The organism is Halorientalis marina (assembly GCF_023028345.1).
In the GTDB taxonomy this organism is placed as follows: Archaea; Halobacteriota; Halobacteria; order Halobacteriales; family Haloarculaceae; genus Halorientalis; species Halorientalis marina.
This window is the reverse complement of the sequence record NZ_CP095488.1, coordinates 373,241-390,470: the sequence shown is the minus strand read 5'-3', so window position 1 is coordinate 390,470 and position 17,230 is coordinate 373,241. Positions and strand designations below refer to the sequence as shown.

The window sequence follows — 17,230 nt, the reverse complement described above, 5'->3', positions numbered from 1 at the left end:
CCACACGTTATGAACGGATATAGTGACGGAGTCCCGTTCGGACCACTATACTGGATGCCAAAAGTAATCGGATATTCCGCCAGCGAGTTCCCGGCTTAGCGCTGTTGAAACAGTTCTACCATCGACCTACCTCTTCACGAACTTCTGGCTTTCAGTATAGTAGATTCAGAATGTGACAGTCCAAACCGACGGAGGGCAGACGACGCTGCGGGCGTTCATCAGCGTTGTCTTCCCGACTACGTAGCAAAGTCGGCCACCGTCATTTTCGAGAGCGACTCCACCGGTTTCCTCTCAAATCGGAGTTGGCAGTCCGTTGTATCAGTAAACAGCAAAGTGTGGCTCAATTTGCGCCACTCTCCAGTAGAATACTTCTCGAAATACGAGTGAAAAGGTAGTGCTTTCTGCGTCCCCGCAGAAAGCCGGTGTATTTTATATATCGAGCCACCTCCGCAAGAAGGACCGGCCAAAACGGGGTGTGATGTCCGTATTAATCACCGGAACCCTTTCTACATTCCAGAGAGTATAGAATATGTGATGGCAGGTCGATCAGCTCATCCCGCCACCGGGGATACGACAGAACTGATGGGGAGCGTCCTCCGTCTTTTGGACGATGAGCGCCTCGCCTATCTCTACACAGAGCTTCTGAAACACGGAGAGTGGACTACAACTCAAGATCTGGTTGATTCGTCCGGCATTCCCGAGTCAACAGTCTACGATGCTCTCGCCGATCTTCGGGAGACGCCACTTGTAACGACCAAGGAAGACGGCCGACAGCGCCGCTATCGAGCCAACCCCTTTCAGTTGGGCGTGCTGTCACAGGGTGAGATTACGACACTGACACCGACAACACTCGCAGCTGTCGGCCAGCAAGTCGTCGATGAGGACGTCAAGGCGTTCGTCAACGAGCACGGTGTCGACAAACTCATTCGCGTCGTCGAATACGTCAAACCGTACCTCGACGGCCGCATGTCCGAACGCCTGGCCGCCCGCGAACTCGATCTCCCTGCGGTGATTGGTATCACGATTCTCGTCGCCCTGAAAGAGACGATCGAGACGATGCGTGATGTGGATCCATATTATGAATCGATTCGCGACGCCAGCGAAGCAGGCCCCCCGACAGCAGACGACGGTCCGGTCGAAGTGCAATACGACGAGACGACCCGCATCGTCATCGAACCAGCCGAACAGAGCGACGAACAGACGAACCAGACCCAGACAGAGACGAACGCAGACCGGTGACACGCGATGGTTGAGCTGTCACCGACGACGACATACCTCGCAGACGCAAATCTGTTCATCGAAGCAGGAACACCCCAGCGCGAGCGGAGCGACGCACTTTCGGCGTTTTTCAACCGGGAACAGTGGACACTCCTGATCCACCCAGCCGTTGCAGACGAACTCAGTACTATCGACCGACAATATGCGCGCCATCGGACGTTAGAACGTGCTCTCTCAGAGGACTGGGCACGCCTGATCCAGGTACCAGAAGACTACGTCGTTCCCCACATGGAAATCGAAACAGCAACACACAAATGTATTGCCGATCGCACAAACCGAACCCCTGATCAGATCGAAGAAACGGATATCAAGCTGGTGTCCGTCGCCGCGGACTCTCTCGAGCGGGGGACCGCGACAGATATCGGTATCGTGACTTCTGACGAGGCGGCTGGTACCTGCTTCGACAAGATACTCAGTGACTTCGGATACGAGCGAGCCGAATTCATCGATGCAGGTATTCTCCTCGAACAAATAGCAGAGTGGTACACGCGTGAGCGTTCTGAATGACACAGCATTACCCCACAATGAACAGCGATTGGAATCATACCCCTGCTAACGTTCAAACGAAGTATGTCTGATATCGGGATCTACGCCCGTGTTTCCACAGCCGATCAGGATCCACAACGACAACTCGACGAGCTCCAGGAATTCGTCAAGGAGAACTACGACGACCCGGAGGTAGACGCATACGCCGACATCATCAGCGGCACTGACACAGGTTGGGGCGAGGAGTACCAGCGTCTTCGCGAGGATATCGAGAGTGACGTCCTAGATGTCGTCGTGGTACACGAACTCTCACGGCTGTCTCGCCTCGGCGCTGGCGAGATACACGAGTTCTTGGAGTTCTGCCTCACCAACGAAACCGGCGTCCGCGATCTGGAGGTCGGCCTGGAGATCAGCCTCGACGACGACCTCGTCGACCGTGCAGTCAGTCAGCTTATCGCCGGCGTGATGGGCGACCTCGCACGCGTCGAGCACAAACAGAAACTCCGGCGGATGCAGTCCGGCATCGACGCCGCACAGACTGCTGGTCAATGGACCGGACGGCCACCAGCTGGCTTCGCGGTTGAGGGTGGATACCTCCAGGTCGATGCAGACGAGTTCCTGACAGTCCGGCGGGCCCTCGAACGCGTCGAACGGGACTCCACCTACGCCGAAGCCGCCGATGGAATCCCGATTGCCGAGTCGACGCTGCGGAACCTCCATGACGACCGTCGCAATCTCTATTTCCACGCCGAGGCGGAGGATGGTCGCCTCCAGGCTGCCGTCGAGGAACTGGAGCCGCTCCCAGAGCTGGAGGTCCCGACAGAACACGACCTGCCGGAGGAAGAGATCCGAGCTATCGTCCGAGACGAGATTGGCCGTCTTCAACAATGACGGCTCTTGCCTAATTTGGAGAACCAGTCATCAAGTAGATGACAGTGGGGCAATTGCAAAATACAGGGCGCATATCTTGCACGTCCGGGTGATTGACGTTCGTATCGACTACCGGAGACGTGGCTGTATGCAAGCTATTACGCCTCAGTTCGAGAGTCACTGCCAGCGAATGATATCTCCTGATAGGACCACTATCTCTTCGTATTATTTCGTCTGAGAATCAGTGCTTCAACTTTATGATGCGCAATTTTCAATTCCCCAACATCGTGAACGAACCATCGAGTATCTCCGTCCTTCACGTCGATGACGATCCGGATTTCGCAGATTTAGCGGCCGATATGCTCGAACGCGAGGATGAGCGGATTACCGTCGAAACCGCAACGAGTGCCAGTGAAGGGTCGGAACGACTGGCGGACGCTACGGACGAGTTCGACTGCATCGTGAGCGACTATCAGATGCCCGGTCAGAACGGCATCGAGTTCCTCGAAACCCTCCGCGAAAACCACCCTAACCTACCGTTCATCCTGTTCACCGGGAAGGGAAGTGAGGAAGTCGCCAGCGATGCGATTTCGGCGGGCATCACGGACTACCTCCAGAAGGGGTCCGGCACCGAGCAATATACTGTCCTTGCTAACCGGATTCGCAACGCTGTTGAAAAACGACAGAGCGAACGTGCTCGGCAGCGACATCTTGAGGCCATCGAAACCGCTCACGAGGGGATCAGCATCCTCAATGAAGACGACCAGTTTCTCTACGTCAACGAGGCGTATGCCGATCTGTACGGCTACGACCCTGACGAGATGGTCGGCGAACACTGGGAGTTGATCTACCCCGCAGACGAGGTCGAAACCGCACGCCAGACGATCCTCCCAGAGGTCAAAGACACGGGATTCTGGCACGGGACGACGACTGGGCTCCGGGCCGATGGGAGCACCTTCCGCGAAGACCACCGGGTAGCCACGACCGAGCATGGCGAACTTGTCTGTACTGTCCGGGATATGACCGAGCGCCAAGAGCGCCAACAGGAACTTGAGCAGACACACACTGTTCTTCGGACGGTCGTCGAACACCTTCCGATGGGCGTGCTTGTCGAAAATACCGAGCGCGACGTGCTTATGGCGAACGACCAGTTGGGAAAAACCCTCGGCGTCCCGCTCGACAGCGACGACCTCATTGGACGAGATTGCGACGCGGCAGCTGAAGAACTCCAGGATCTGTTTGCTGATCCCGAGGGATTCATCGATGGCATACGCACCCGCATCGAACAGCGGGAGCCCGTTTACAACGGGGAACTTGCCCTTGCTGACGGTCGCGTGCTCGAGCGCGATTACGTACCGTACAGTCTGCCCGACGGTGAGGCAAACCTCTGGCTGTACCGCGATATCACTGACCGCAAGCAACGAGAGCAGGAACTGACCACCCGCGCGAAAGCGATGGATACAGCGATAGACGGGATGGCACTCCTCAACGATGACGAGGAGTATGTCTACGTCAACGAGGCTCACGCCGACATCTACGGGTATGACGACCCAGAAGTCTTTCTCGGCGAGACGTGGCGGATGTGCTACGACGACGAGGAAATTGAGCGCTTCGAGAAAGACATTATCCCGGCACTGTCCGAGGAGGGAAGCTGGCGCGGGGAAGTGACCGGACGCTGCAAGGACGGGAGCACGTTCCCGCAGGAGTTGTCGCTTACAGCAACCGACGACGGGGGGATAATCTGTGTTGTCCGCGATATCACTGAGCGCGAAGAACACGAAGATGCTCTTGAAGAGTTACACAGTGCGACACGCGACCTGATGACGGCAACGACCACCGAGGAGGTGGCGACACGTGCGTCCGAGACGGCTACGCGGGTGCTGGATCAGCCGATGAACGGGATCCATCGCTACAACGCGGAGGCGGACGCGCTCGCGCCCGTCGCATGGGCGGATAAGACCGAAAACCTGCTTGATGGCTCGCCGCCCGCACTCCCCATCGATGACAGTCTGGCGGGGCAGACATACCGAACGGGTGAAACTCAGGGCCCTGCGGATGTGCGCGAGGCAGACGAGACGTTCGACCCCGAGACACCGTTTCGCAGTGAATACATCCTTCCGCTCGGCGGTTACGGTGTGTTCATCCTCTCGGCACCGGAATCGGACGTTTTCGACGCGACCGATGAAGCACTCGCGGACGTATTCGCAGCGAATGTTGAAGTTGCGCTCGACCACGTTGAACAGCGACAGCAACTCCAGCGTGAGCGCGACAGACTCGACGAGTTTGCCAGCATCATCTCTCACGATCTTCGCAGCCCGTTGAACGTGGCGACGACACGCTTGGAACTGGCACAGTCAGAGTGCGACAGCGACCATCTCGACGACGTAGCGCAAGCCCACGACCGGATGGACGCACTCATCGACGATGTCTTGACGCTCGCACAAGAGGGCGAACAAGTAGATGAACTGGAAGCGGTCGATCTCGCGGACACGATTGACGACTGCTGGCGGAACGTCGAGATAGACGAGGCAACACTCGTGACTGAGACCGAGCAGGTGATCCACGCCGATTCGAGCCGACTGAAACAACTGCTGGAGAACCTGTTCCGGAACGCGGTCGAACACGGCGGTGAGACCGTCACGGTGACAGTCGGCAACCTAGTAGATGGCCAGGGCTTCTATGTCGCTGACGACGGCTCCGGTATCCCCGAAGGCGAGCGCGACGAGGTGTTTGACGCCGGGTATTCGACGATAGACGACGGCACCGGCTTCGGGCTCAGCATCGTGCAGGAGATTGCCGAGGCGCACGGCTGGGACATCTCTGTCGCCAACAGCGAAACTGGTGGAGCGCGGTTCAAGATTACTGGTGTTGAGACCATCGGTGAATAGACCCTCTATATTCAACAGTTGCTGAATAATCAGGTCTGGCAGCTATCAGACTCAGATCGGTGCACGAACTGTCCGTTCAGTACCCACGATGAAACCTGATAGATAGTAGACTGCCCTCATCGGTGATGGACCTGCCGAAGAGCATCTGCTGTGGCTCTCCCGGAGATGCGGATATACTTCTGTGCTGTCGCTAGGTCGCTCCAGCCCATGAGCGCTTGGAGTGGAACCGGCGCGACGCCCTGATAGGCGTGGTAGCTGGCAGCGGTCGCACGGAGACAATGTGGATACACTCGACCGTCGATATCTGCGGCCTCGGCAGCAGCCGTCACGCGTCTGTTGACAGCGGTGCGTGACCGTGGAAATGCGTCGTACTCGTCGGTGAACCGTTCCAGACACAGCTCTACCCGGAGCGAGAGATCAACAGGGATCGACCGAGCAGAGGCGACCGTCTTCGGGTGCCACCGAGCCTCCATCGCTTCTTCCTGCGTGAGGTCCTCATTGTGCGTTGTCTCCTGGGATGCTTGCCGGCGACAGTAGCCGCACTCGCAGGATTCATATTGGGGAATGCGGAGCAACATCCGATCCCAATCGAGCCACTCGGCACGGAAGTGTGCAATCTCACCAGCACGCAATCCAAGCCGACCAGCAGCCAGACAGACAAACCGCGCCTGCAAATCCCGCGGTTCGGGCAGCGAACTACACGCTTCCAGCAGTAATTCGAACTCCCGGTCGGTGAGAACATCCTCGTGTGTGTGCCGTGTGGTCAACGATTGTCGATGCTGCTGGGCCCATTCGTTCGACTCATCGTAATCGTCTGTCATCCACTCCGAGAACGCCGCTTGCGGGAATTGAAGGCCAATATATCTTGACCAGTCAAATTAGTAACTGCTGAATATAGAGGCTCTATCTCGCACGACCCGCCGTGACCTACTCGAGATCGCGAGGATCGATATGCTCGATTTCCAGAATCTCGGGGAACCGGAACTGTATCACGAAAGCAATGAAAGGTTTTGAAGGGTCGAAGCGAAGACGGGGTCGTGATTCCGAACTACGAGGACAAATACGGCGCTGACGCAGTTTTCTCACCGACAGAGGTGGTCGGGATGGGGAGAGAGGGGCTGCCGGAGGTCCCACCAGCCGTTATTCTCGGCTACCAGCCCAAGCTGACGGCGTACGTCGAACCGCGGGCCGACTCGCCGGTCGATATCGTCCGGTCACAGCAGCTGTACCCGGTGTCTGAGACGGTCGGGTACGTCCCCGTCCACGAGTGGGGGACCGGTGCGCCGATCTCGGCGATGGTCACCGAGAACTGCATCGCAGCGGGCGCCGAGGCCGTTCTGCTGTTGGGTGGTGCCGCGGGACTGCAGACGGACATCCCACCCGACGCGGCGATTCTCCCCACCGGGGTCATCAGAGACGAGGGGGTCTCCTATCACTACATCCCCGAGGAGGTGGCTGTGACACCGACAGCGTCGCTCGTCGACGGTCTGGACGACGCGCTCTCGGATGGGGGGTTCGACACGTTCCGGGGGCGGACGTGGACGACGAGCGCCTTCTACCGGGAAACGGTCCCCGAGATCAGCGCGTACGGCGACGACGGCGTCGTCACGCTGGACATGGAATCCGCGGCGATCTGGGCAGTGTGTCAGTACCGTGGTGTCGACACCGCCACCGTCCACGAACTGGGTGGCGTTCTGACGCCCGAGGAGTGGCAGCCGGAACTCCAACAGGACCAGGGAGTAACGGAGATGTTCGACCCAGTCGTGGCCGGCCTGGAGAATCACCTGGCAGACCCGTAACTCCGCCGGACTGAATGGGTCGAGCATCACGAAATCGAGACGGTATGGAGCGGTCGAACCACCAGGTCGGCGACCTCGGGAGGCGACTCCGAGCGCACATCACCGCCGACTGGTACCGACGCCGACAGCTACGAGGGGTCCGCGGGCCAGTGACAAAAGCGGAGACAGGTTCCCGACTCGTCACCTCACGTCGGGATACCGGCCCAGTTCTTGACGTGGTACCGTTCGCATACCGGTTCTGATGGAGCCGGAAACCGCCGGCATCCAGTCCCATGAAGCCCCAGCGGGCGACGGTCGCGTGTTCGACCCCCAGTGGGGTAAGAGCTTTATCCTTCGTAGTTGGGTCTTGGCATACTATGCATCGACAGATGACAACGCTCGACTTCCTCGACAGGGGAGTCGACATCTACGGCGACGCCGTCGGCGTGGTCGCCCACGACGGCACCGAGTACACCTACGCCGAGTTCGGCGAGCGGGTCGACCGCGCGGCTGCGGCACTCTCTGCTCTCGGTATCGAGGGGGGCGACCGCGTAGCGCTCCTCGCACCGAACACACACTGGTTTCTGGAGACGTTGTTCGCGATCAACGAACTCGGGGCCGTCTCGGTCCCGTGTAACTATCGCCTGGTCGAGAGCGACTACGAGTACATCCTCGACGACTGCGGGGCGAAAGCGGTCGTCGCCGACTACGAGTACGCGGGCAAGGTTGAGGCGGTCCGCGACGCCGTGTCCGCCGAGACGTTCGTCGCGAACCCGGCCGAGGGCGTCGACGGTGACTGGCTCGACTACGAGACGCTCTTGGCGGGAGCCGACCCGGACGGGGTCGAGCGCCCCGACATCTCCGAGGACGATCCCGCGACGATCAACTACACGAGCGGGACGACCGGCGACCCCAAGGGCGTGGTCCGGACACACCGCACCGAACACTACCACGCGCTAATCACCGCTCACCACACCGAGATCACGGACGACGACGCCTACCTGTGGACGCTGCCGATGTTCCACGTCAACGGCTGGGGCTACCCCTACGTCATCACGGGCGTCGGTGGGAAACACGTCTGTCAGCGCCACTTCGACGCCGCCGGTGCCTTCGAGCGGATTCACGACCACGACGTAACCTACCTCTGTGGCGCGCCGACGGTGCTCGACAGCCTCATCGACCACTACCGGAACACCGACGTCGCCGCCACGGGCGAGAAGCCGGTCAGGATCGCCACCGCCGCCAGCCCGCCGCCCGAAGCGACGATTCGGACTGTCGAGGACGAACTCGGCTGGGACATCCTGCACGTCTACGGCCTCACGGAGACGGGTCCGCTCATCACGACAAGCAACTCGCCACGCCGGATCGCGAGCGAGGGCCGCTTCGCCATCAAGACCCGCCAGGGGCACGCCATGCTCGGGACGGAACTGCGCGTCGTCGACCAGCATGGCGAGGATGTCCCCCGTGACGACGAGGCGATGGGCGAGATCGTCGTCCGCGGCAACCAGATAATGGACCGCTACTGGGAGAAGCCCGACCAGACCCGCGAGGCGTTCACCGACCGCGTCGAGGGGTGGTTCCACACCGGGGACATCGCAACCATCGACCAGCGTGGGATGATCAGCATCAAAGACCGCAAGAAAGACGTCATCATCAGCGGCGGTGAGAATATCTCCAGCGTCGAGGTCGAGGACGCCCTCTACGACCACCCCGACATCGAGCGCGTCGCCGTGATCGGCGTCCCCCACGAGAAGTGGGGCGAGACGCCCAAAGCAATCGTCGTGCCCGCCGGCGGCGCCGACCTCACCGAGGAGGGAGTCATCGAGTTCGCCCGCGACAATCTCGCACACTTCAAGTGCCCGACCGTCGTCGAGCTCGTCGACGACCTTCCCGAGACCTCCACGGGCAAGATCCGCAAGGTCGAACTTCGGAAATCCCACGGCGACCCTGTCGAGTGACGCCGTCCGTTCCGGTTCTTCCGTGGTCAGTTCCACTGAACACGTACCTTTCCCAAAAGTCCGAACATACGCGTGATCTGCTCGCGCGGTTGTCAGGACCTGCGTCGGCGGTCTGTCGTGGTGCAACGAGGTCAGCTGAATGTTCTTCGGTCAGCCCCCTTTCGGCTCGTGTCATGGCAGCTTTGGATTCAACGGAACTGGTGCTGCAGTCGCGCCCCGCATCTTGCACTGGTCCGCCTGCCAATAGCAGATACTGCTGTTTCCCTGAGCTCGGGACGAGTCGAGTCGAACCTCAGTGACGCACGACGGATAGACTGTTACAGACAGCAGGGTATGTTCAGTAGGTATCACGGAACCTGTGCCCAACCGAAGATTTCGATAAGGCTATTGTACGCGATTGCCACACACGTTGAGCGGCAGGGTTCTCTCACTGTATCGAGATGGTACTCGACACAGGCGGTATAGATACCACTTTGTGCCGGAAAGCACTCAATTGAATGAACTTCTCACGCCGGTACCGTCGCCGCTTATGAAACGAGACGCCGTCACTCCGCTATGGCCGACTCGACGGACGTCGAGGTCGATCCGACGACGACGGACCAGCGGGAGATCGGTCGAAAAAATGGTCGACGACAGCGCGGGGCTCGGTTCGGCGATGGCCCACGCCCACCGCGGAGAGATAGACCGAGTAGGGACGTGGCGCCAGCGCCTCGACCAGACGACGTGGGCGGTCACCCTGCTGGCGGCGATTCTGACGTGGGCATTTTCGAGTCCCGACAACCCTCACTTCATCATAGTAGTTGGCGTCGTCGTCGCCACCATCTTTCTGGGCATCGAAGCGCGACGGTATCGAGACTACGACCTCTTTCGCTAGCGCGTTCGACTCCTCCGGGAGAACCTGTTTGCAAACGCCCTCGACCCGTCCGAGGGTGTGGAAAGCCGCGACTGGCGGGTAGACCTGAGCCTGGACTACCGGCACCCGACGCTCAAAGTCTCGTACGCCGAAGCGGTCGCAAACCGGCTGAAGCGCGTGTATCTCGCCCTGCTCGGTGTGTTACTCGTTGCGTGGGTCTTCAGGATTTCGTCGGTCACACCGCGCCAAGACTGGCTACCAGCCGCCGGGATCTGCCGTCTCCCCGGCAGCATCGTAGTCGCAGTCGTTGGTATGTTCCACGTTGCACTGCTGACTGTTGCCTTCTGGCCCCGGGAGCGCCATGCGAAGGGCGAATTTCGCGAGGGAGACACGGACGATTGGAAAGAATCGGACCAGTGAATCTGCTCTCCGTATTGCCAACCGAGACCCCCCTTTGACCGTGGGGGTGCGGTCGAAGGCCGATACGACCGGACCTGCTTGGAGTGCGGTGAACAGGACGATACCGACCGCGACGCGACGACTGGTCGTTCGTGCTATTCTCCATTTTTTTCGGACAGATTGAGTTCCGCAAACAGGCGTGCGGTAACGATCTGTTCGACCATATCGAGCAACTGTGCGTCGTCGGACGTGTAGTCAGCGAAGATACCGAGCGGGATTTCACCGCCCGCGACGTCCTGATGCCCACCGCCACTCCCGACGTCTTCGAACGCCTCGTTCAGTACCCTTCCGACGTTCACTCGTGCATCCGGTGACCGAGCGCTGATCTGGATACTGCCGTTGACGAGTCCGAACACGATGGCAGTTTGCACGCCTTCCAGTCTCACGAGGTAATCGACGGCCTGGGGGAGCGCATCCCGTTCGGAGGTCCGGCCGACGTGGGAGATGAGGACCGCTCCGTTTATCCGCCGATTGTCGATCGCGGTCGAAATCGCGTCGAGGGTGCCCCCAGACACTGACGGCGTCGATAGCTGCTGGATCAGGTCCGGATCCGCGGTTTCGTGAAGATGCCCTGCCGCATCGTAGTCCTCGCGGGTCGCTCCACGGAGGAAGTCGAGCGTATCCGAACGGATGGCAAACAGGAGTGCTGTCGCGAGATCCGTCTCGAGGTCGACATCGAGGGTGCGCACGTACTCCGTCAGGATCGTCGCAGCCGCTCCGAGGTCCGGGCGATGATCGACGAACCGAGCGTCGATATCTTCGGCAGGGTGATGGTCGATCACGATATCGATGTCCGCATCGGGTGGTACCGTGTTGTTCTCACCCGGGATGGAGTGGTCGACGAGTGCGAGCAACGAGTCCGGTTTGCGATTCTGTACGGTTTCGGGATCGAACGGTTGGAGATCGACATCGAGGAGATTGACGAACGCCCGGTTCTGCTGGTGAGAAATATCCCCGCTATAGAGGATCTGCTGTTCGTCGATGCCAGCCGTAGCTGCGATTCGCCCCAGTGCGAGTGCGCTCGCGAGACAATCCGGGTCGGGGTTGTTGTGGCAGACGATGTTGATCTCACTGCCCTCCTCGAGGAGTTCCTGGAGATCTTGTGGCTGACTCATTACATAAATCTACGATCTCGATACAGTTACAGTGCAGGATATATCGAGACGAGCAACCACCTGTCTTCATACTTGACCTTCTTCAGCATTTTCCGAGGCGGAGCCTCGGCCCCCAAGGAGCGAGGGCTTCCGACTGGTCGGAAGCACGAAGCGAGTAGGCCGGAGAGGAAGCCGACACGGTGGGAAACGAACATCGGTGTTGTCGCTGATAGACTCGCTATCCGAAGGGGTTTTTTCGGGGGCCACCGTATCAGTAGTCAGTGATACCGTCGCACACGTCGCCGGTATCACGGGCCGCAGTAGCCCGGCCCCTGAATGGTGGGGGCGCCGACCCCGAAGGTCGTTCGGTACGGGTGAGGAACGACCTTCCTTCCCGGCGACAACTGAGGGCGAGTCCCACATCAAAGCCCCTCCCTCAACGAGCGAGGTCGCAAGACCGAGCGAAGTAGGGAGGGGTCGGTTACGTCCTGTCTCGATGATTTCTTCCTCTCTCGACGGGCTGGTCACAGTGTCCTTCCTCGGCAAGTGCAAAGCCTGGTCGCGTCTTCACCCGCACGCGGGGTGCTGTCGTGATGATCGGCACGACGACCGTCGCCCCCTCCTTTTCATCGATCATGCCGAGAGAGATACCGAGCGGTTCACCGGTACGCTGCCGGTTCCCTCTGAGCGCGAGTTGGAACCCCCGGGTCTGTTTCGTCAGGCCGGTCATCGGTAGCCGGATGTCACGGCCTGAGCCCGTGGAGGGCACCAAACTGAGCCGCTTGAAACGGCTTGGTGAAACTCCACAGTCGTCTGAGCCCGTCAGGTCGCTCGTCTGACTGGCCCAGTCAACGAACTCACTCGAATAACTCGGCTAATTAACTTAGCTGACTGACTCAGCCTACTCACTTGAACAACTCAGCTAACTAGCTTATTTACTTGACTTACCCAACTAACCCAGCTTTCTAGCTCAGCTGACTTTCTTAGCTAACTAACTCAGTTGACTGACTTAGCTAGCTCACTTAGCTGGCTAACTTAGCTAAGTTGTCTGACTTAGCTTTATTTGACACCGGGGCCACCTATCGGGTATGCTGGCATACACTGTTTACAGCGAGGCGGGTGGCGTCGGGAAGACGACCCTCGCGGCAAACCTAGCCAAAGCCGAGGAACGAGCCGGCAATGACGTCTTACTCATCGATCTCGACACGCAGGAGGCCTCGCTTTCGCACCTCCTCGACGTCGCGGGGGATCGAAACGACAAGGAGGCAGATAGCCTCCTCAGGCACATGATCGACCGGCCCCGAGGCCCGTTCGAGGACCTCGTGAAAACGAGCGAGGGCATGGACATTATCCCCGCACACAATATCCTCGAATACGCGTCGAAACACCTTCAGCGGCGGGCAGAGGAGGCCTCCGACTTCGGGGAATCGTTCAATCCGAACAAGCAACTCCTGCGCGTCCTCCGTGGGGCCGGCGTCAACGAGGCGTACGATACGCTCATCATCGATCCGCCGGCCAGTCCGGACATCAAACTCCACAACGCGATTCACGCCACTCGCCACCTCGTAATCCCCTTCGAGCCGAGCGGGAAGGGTTACGAGTCCGTGCAGGGACTCGATGACATCGTCGGCGGACTGGAAGAGAACCTGGACATCGAGGTGGGCGTGCTGGCGATCGTGCCCAACCGGTACGAGGGACTCAACACACAAGAACAGTTCTTGGGCGAACTCAGGGACGAAGGCTGGGCGGTGCCCGTCACGTTCAGGAAGCGCTCGTCGTTACTTGAGGGCTGCTGGCACCAGCAATGTACCGCATTTCGCTATATCGACGAGCACCGCGACAGGGACCGCGACCACGAACTCGACACGCTTGAGAAGTTCGACGAGCTAGCCGAGTACATCCGCCGGCAGAAGGAGGTGCCGGCATGAAGCAAGGATCGACGGACGACCCGTTCGCGGAGGACTCGGACGAAGACGAGCCGGATTCGGACTCCGAAGTGGGCCGTTCGACGCAGGACCCGCCCGCATCCGAATCCCCGGTGAACGCACAGGGGGCTGCGACCCCAGCGACGGAACCTGACGATGACGACGAACCCGCCGCAAAGTCGTTTTCACAGACGCTCCCGTACATCTACAAACGGGACGCGGTCAAGGAACACCGGTCCCAGCGACCCGTCTACCTCCGGGACTACAACGAAGCGCGTATTCCCGAACTCAAAGATGCCGTCGAGGGAGATTTAGGCGAAGAGGTGACCAAGACGGACGTTCTCGAGGCTGCGATGGAGACGGCGCTCGACCATCCGGAGCTGGTCGCGGCAACGCTCCGGACCGAACGGTACGGCTACGACTGGGAGTGATCGTAGCCAGTCCGGATTCCGCTTTCGTGAGCGAAAGACCGACGGGAGCGACCCGGGGACTCCCACCACTGACCGGGCGTGATGCACGGTAGATCGGCGCTGGTACGGGGCACACACTCCGCCATTGTCGTGGACATTCCGCTGCAAATATGACCGGACTTCGAGAGGCTTTTGAGTCCGTCATCTGTGGTTTCATTTAAGCTATCGTGTCCCGGATACTGGACGCGCCCAACTTCGAAGTCGAATCGTTCGGCGTCCGGCGGCCATGATCGAACCAGCTTCCCAGTATGACCCCCTCTAACCCGGAGACGACTCCATCTGAACCCTGGCACGCGACACCGACAGACGAGACACTCTCCGCGCTGGAGACAGCGCGGGACGGGCTGTCCTCCGACGAGGCGGACCGACGACTGTCGGAGTACGGCACGAACGACATTCAGGAGGCCGAACAGACGTCACCCCTCGCGCTTCTCCTCTCGCAGTTTCGGAATCCCCTCATCTATCTCCTCACCGTGGCGGCGCTCCTGTCACTGGGCACCGGGCTCATTCCCGGCGGTGAACCGAGTTACGCCGAAGCGGTGTTCATTGCAATCATCATCGTCGCTAACGGCGTGTTCGGATTCGTCCAGGATTACCAGGCTACCCGGTCTATCGAGGCACTCCGTGAACTCGCAACCCCGGAAGCAACCGTTTTCCGTGACGGAGAGAAGCGGGCGATCGACGCGGAACAGGTCGTCCCCGGGGACATCGTCCATCTCGATCAGGGCGACGCGGTACCGGCCGACGCCAGAATCCTCAGTGCCGAGGAGTTACGGACGAACGAGTCGCCGCTCACCGGCGAAAGCGCACCCGTCCCGAAAGACACCGAGCCTGTCGCCGAGGAGACGCCGCTTGCCGAGCGCAGCAGTATGGTCTACAAGAACACGACCGTCGTGAAAGGCCGCGGCACGGCGGTCGTCGTCGAGACCGGTATGGAAACGGAAGTCGGTGGGATCGCTACCCAGCTGGACGAGGCCGACGACCGGCAAACGCCGTTTCAGACCGAAGTCGAACATCTGGGCAAGCAAATCGGTGGGCTCGTGGTGTCGCTGATCGCTCTGGTCGTCGCCGTCCAGTTCCTGTTCACGACGACGGAACCGACAGCGATCGTCCTCGTCGGCATCACTCTCGCCGTCGCAGGCGTCCCGGAGGGGTTGCCCGCGGTCGTGACGTTCACGCTGGCACTCGGCGCACGGGAAATGGTCGACCGGAATGCGCTGGTCAGACGGCTTCCCGTCGTCGAGAGTCTGGGCTCGGTCGATACGATTGTCACCGACAAGACGGGCACAGTGACGGAGAACCGTATGACGGTGACACGGCTCTCCGCTTCGGGGTCCGTCGTCGATCTGTCCGAGTCCAGCGCGACCCCGGTGGGCGGAGACGACGACCAGCGAGTCGCTGCTAACGGCCACCGGGAGTTCGATCCGGACGTGACGCCGCTGTTACGATGTGGAAGCGTCTGTAACAACGTCGAACGGACGGCCGACGGCGAGTATCGCGGTGAGCCGACCGAAATCGCACTCCGACGAGCGGCGGACGACGCGGCTATCGACCCCGCCGGAGAACGGATTCGGGAGATCCAGTTCTCCTCGGAGCGACGGCGGATGACCGTAATCGTCGAAGACGAGGAGCCGACGGCCTACATGAAAGGGGCTCCCGAAACTGTCCTGGACCGGTGCGACTCCGTGCTGGAGGACGGCGAGGTGGCCGAGCTCACCGAGAAGAAACGCCAGGCGATCCTCGACCGGACGCAGTCGTTCGCAGCCGACGCACTCCGGGTGCTGGGATTCGCCTCGAAGCCCGTGTCGGATGCCTCGGCTGACGCGGCGCAGATCGAGGACGGAATGGTGTTTCTGGGCCTGCAGGGGATGCTCGATCCGCCCAGAGCGGAGGTCGAAGAAGCGATCGCGGACTGTCGGTCGGCCGGCATCCGGACGGTGCTGGCGACCGGGGATAATCTCACTACCGCGCAGGCCGTCGGGGAGCAGATCGGACTCGACCCTGCTGGTGCCCTCACGGGCGGCGAGGTCTCCGAACAGTCCGACGAGGAACTGGCGCGAACGGTCGAAGACGTCGACGTGTTCGCCCGGGTGGAGCCCGAGCACAAGGCCCGCATCCTGGGCGCGCTCCAAGACAACGGCCACAACGTCGTGATGACGGGCGACGGCGTCAACGACGCGCCGGCTCTCACGCAGGCGGACGTCGGGGTAGCGATGGGACAGCGCGGCACTGACGTCGCCCGACAGGCATCCGACATGATCCTGCAGGACGACAACTTCGCCACGATCCGCGACGCTATTCGCGAAGGCCGGGGTATCTTCGAGAACGTCCGCAAGTTCGTCAACTATCTCGTCTCGACCAACACCGGCGAGGTACTGGTGGTGTTTCTCGGCGTGTTACTCGGGAGTTTCCTCTTTCCCGGGCTGTTCTCCGGGACGTCCCAGGCGCTGATTCTGACGCCGATCCTGATCCTCTGGATCAACCTCGTCGCGGACACGCTGCCCGCGCTCGCGCTGGGCGCTGACCCGCACGGGGACGGACTCATGGATCGCCCCCCACGCCCCACTGACGAGGGGGTAATCAACACGCGCGTTCTCGTGTCGATACTGACCATCGCCGTGCTGTTGGCTGTGACCGGGTTGGGTGTGTTCTTCTACGGGCTCGACCACACGGGATCGCTTCTCCGCGCCCAGTCGCTCCTGTTTACGTTTATCGTGGTCGTCGAGCTGATCCGCATTCAGGTCATCCGCTCGCGGTACGACCAGACGCTGCGCTCGAACCCCTGGCTCGTCGGTGCGATCGGCGTCTCACTCCTCGTCCAGCTCGCAGTTCTGTACACACCACTGCATACCTTCTTCGAGGTCGTTCCCCTCTCCCTCACGGAATGGGGGTGGATTGCTGTCGGATTCGTCGTGTTCCTGCTGCTCAACGTGGGCCTCTCGGCGCTGAATAACCGGCTATTCGAATAGACCGCGGCGTGTCACCTCCGTGTTTCAAAAAAGGGCCGGTTCACGAAATATGCTGAACACAGGGCGCGCAGTCACGTGACCACGCTGTTACAAACAACGAACCCCCGTGGGAACAATGGGTATTCTCACCTGAAGAGTCGGGTCTCTTGCTTGGAGGCCAGTATTGAGCGTCTACTGAACTCCTCGAAGAGAAATGTAGCGA

General features: G+C 60.3%; 12 protein-coding genes and 1 pseudogene. 10 read left to right on the top strand and 3 right to left on the bottom strand.

The features are described from left to right. The first annotated feature begins 534 nt into the window (after nt 1–534). From MUG96_RS20895 to MUG96_RS20880, 4 genes are all read left to right on the top strand, one after another. Entirely contained in the window at nt 535–1,239 is a 705-nt protein-coding gene (locus MUG96_RS20895) for an ArsR/SmtB family transcription factor (RefSeq protein WP_246989104.1), read from the top strand. Nucleotides 1,240–1,245: 6 nt separating this feature from the next. Then, nucleotides 1,246–1,785: a PIN domain-containing protein gene (locus MUG96_RS20890; protein WP_246989102.1), complete on the top strand. Its 540-nt coding sequence runs from the start codon at nt 1,246–1,248 to the stop codon at nt 1,783–1,785. A 63-nt stretch (nt 1,786–1,848) separates the two neighbouring features. Next, on the top strand, nt 1,849–2,655 hold the full coding sequence (locus tag MUG96_RS20885; protein ID WP_246989100.1) for a recombinase family protein: 807 nt from the start codon (nt 1,849–1,851) through the stop codon (nt 2,653–2,655). Nucleotides 2,656–2,894: 239 nt separating this feature from the next. Continuing rightward, nucleotides 2,895–5,522 carry a PAS domain-containing sensor histidine kinase gene (locus MUG96_RS20880; protein ID WP_443984572.1) on the top strand — a complete coding sequence of 876 codons (2,628 nt, stop codon included), beginning with the start codon at nt 2,895–2,897 and terminating at the stop codon, nt 5,520–5,522. Nucleotides 5,523–5,638: 116 nt separating this feature from the next. Here the strand turns inward: MUG96_RS20880 and MUG96_RS20875 are convergent, their stop codons facing one another. Beyond that, a complete protein-coding gene (locus MUG96_RS20875) occupies nt 5,639–6,343 on the bottom strand; it encodes a tyrosine-type recombinase/integrase (RefSeq protein WP_246989095.1) in 705 nt (234 codons plus the stop codon). A 216-nt stretch (nt 6,344–6,559) separates the two neighbouring features. Between MUG96_RS20875 and MUG96_RS20870 the strand changes: the two genes are divergently transcribed. From MUG96_RS20870 to MUG96_RS20860, 3 genes and pseudogenes are all read left to right on the top strand, one after another. Further along, entirely contained in the window at nt 6,560–7,321 is a 762-nt protein-coding gene (locus MUG96_RS20870; RefSeq protein WP_246989093.1) for a phosphorylase family protein, read from the top strand. Nucleotides 7,322–7,677: 356 nt separating this feature from the next. Further along, a complete protein-coding gene (locus tag MUG96_RS20865) occupies nt 7,678–9,258 on the top strand; it encodes a long-chain-fatty-acid--CoA ligase (protein ID WP_246989091.1) in 1,581 nt (526 codons plus the stop codon). 555 nt (nt 9,259–9,813) lie between these two features. Then, nucleotides 9,814–10,531: pseudogene (locus tag MUG96_RS20860) on the top strand (DUF2270 domain-containing protein). Between the two features lie 134 nt (nt 10,532–10,665). Here the strand turns inward: MUG96_RS20860 and MUG96_RS20855 are convergent. Both MUG96_RS20855 and MUG96_RS20850 read right to left on the bottom strand, forming a co-directional pair. Then, nucleotides 10,666–11,685: a DHH family phosphoesterase gene (locus MUG96_RS20855; RefSeq protein ID WP_246989090.1), complete on the bottom strand. Its 1,020-nt coding sequence runs from the start codon at nt 11,683–11,685 to the stop codon at nt 10,666–10,668. A gap of 460 nt (nt 11,686–12,145) precedes the next feature. Beyond that, nucleotides 12,146–12,394 (bottom strand): hypothetical protein, encoded by a 249-nt coding sequence (locus MUG96_RS20850; RefSeq protein WP_246989089.1) that lies wholly within the window; start codon nt 12,392–12,394, stop codon nt 12,146–12,148. A gap of 358 nt (nt 12,395–12,752) precedes the next feature. On the opposite strand from MUG96_RS20850, the gene MUG96_RS20845 reads away from it, so the two are divergent. From MUG96_RS20845 to MUG96_RS20835, 3 genes are all read left to right on the top strand, one after another. After that, nucleotides 12,753–13,592: a ParA family protein gene (locus tag MUG96_RS20845; protein ID WP_246989088.1), complete on the top strand. Its 840-nt coding sequence runs from the start codon at nt 12,753–12,755 to the stop codon at nt 13,590–13,592. Further along, entirely contained in the window at nt 13,589–14,020 is a 432-nt protein-coding gene (locus MUG96_RS20840) for a DUF7970 domain-containing protein (protein ID WP_246989087.1), read from the top strand. The genes MUG96_RS20845 and MUG96_RS20840 overlap by 4 nt, the downstream gene beginning before the upstream one ends. A 287-nt stretch (nt 14,021–14,307) precedes the next feature. Beyond that, on the top strand, nt 14,308–17,028 hold the full coding sequence (locus tag MUG96_RS20835; RefSeq protein WP_246989086.1) for a cation-translocating P-type ATPase: 2,721 nt from the start codon (nt 14,308–14,310) through the stop codon (nt 17,026–17,028). The last annotated feature ends 202 nt before the right edge of the window (nt 17,029–17,230 follow it).

Coding starts and splice junctions, on each gene's coding strand:
- MUG96_RS20895 (WP_246989104.1), top strand. CDS start 535: ATGGCAGGTCGATCAGCTCATCCCGCCACCGGGGATACGACAGAACTG.
- MUG96_RS20890 (WP_246989102.1), top strand. CDS start 1,246: ATGGTTGAGCTGTCACCGACGACGACATACCTCGCAGACGCAAATCTG.
- MUG96_RS20885 (WP_246989100.1), top strand. CDS start 1,849: ATGTCTGATATCGGGATCTACGCCCGTGTTTCCACAGCCGATCAGGAT.
- MUG96_RS20880 (WP_443984572.1), top strand. CDS start 2,895: ATGCGCAATTTTCAATTCCCCAACATCGTGAACGAACCATCGAGTATC.
- MUG96_RS20875 (WP_246989095.1), bottom strand. CDS start 6,343: ATGACAGACGATTACGATGAGTCGAACGAATGGGCCCAGCAGCATCGA.
- MUG96_RS20865 (WP_246989091.1), top strand. CDS start 7,678: ATGCATCGACAGATGACAACGCTCGACTTCCTCGACAGGGGAGTCGAC.
- MUG96_RS20855 (WP_246989090.1), bottom strand. CDS start 11,685: ATGAGTCAGCCACAAGATCTCCAGGAACTCCTCGAGGAGGGCAGTGAG.
- MUG96_RS20850 (WP_246989089.1), bottom strand. CDS start 12,394: ATGACCGGCCTGACGAAACAGACCCGGGGGTTCCAACTCGCGCTCAGA.
- MUG96_RS20845 (WP_246989088.1), top strand. CDS start 12,753: ATGCTGGCATACACTGTTTACAGCGAGGCGGGTGGCGTCGGGAAGACG.
- MUG96_RS20840 (WP_246989087.1), top strand. CDS start 13,589: ATGAAGCAAGGATCGACGGACGACCCGTTCGCGGAGGACTCGGACGAA.
- MUG96_RS20835 (WP_246989086.1), top strand. CDS start 14,308: ATGACCCCCTCTAACCCGGAGACGACTCCATCTGAACCCTGGCACGCG.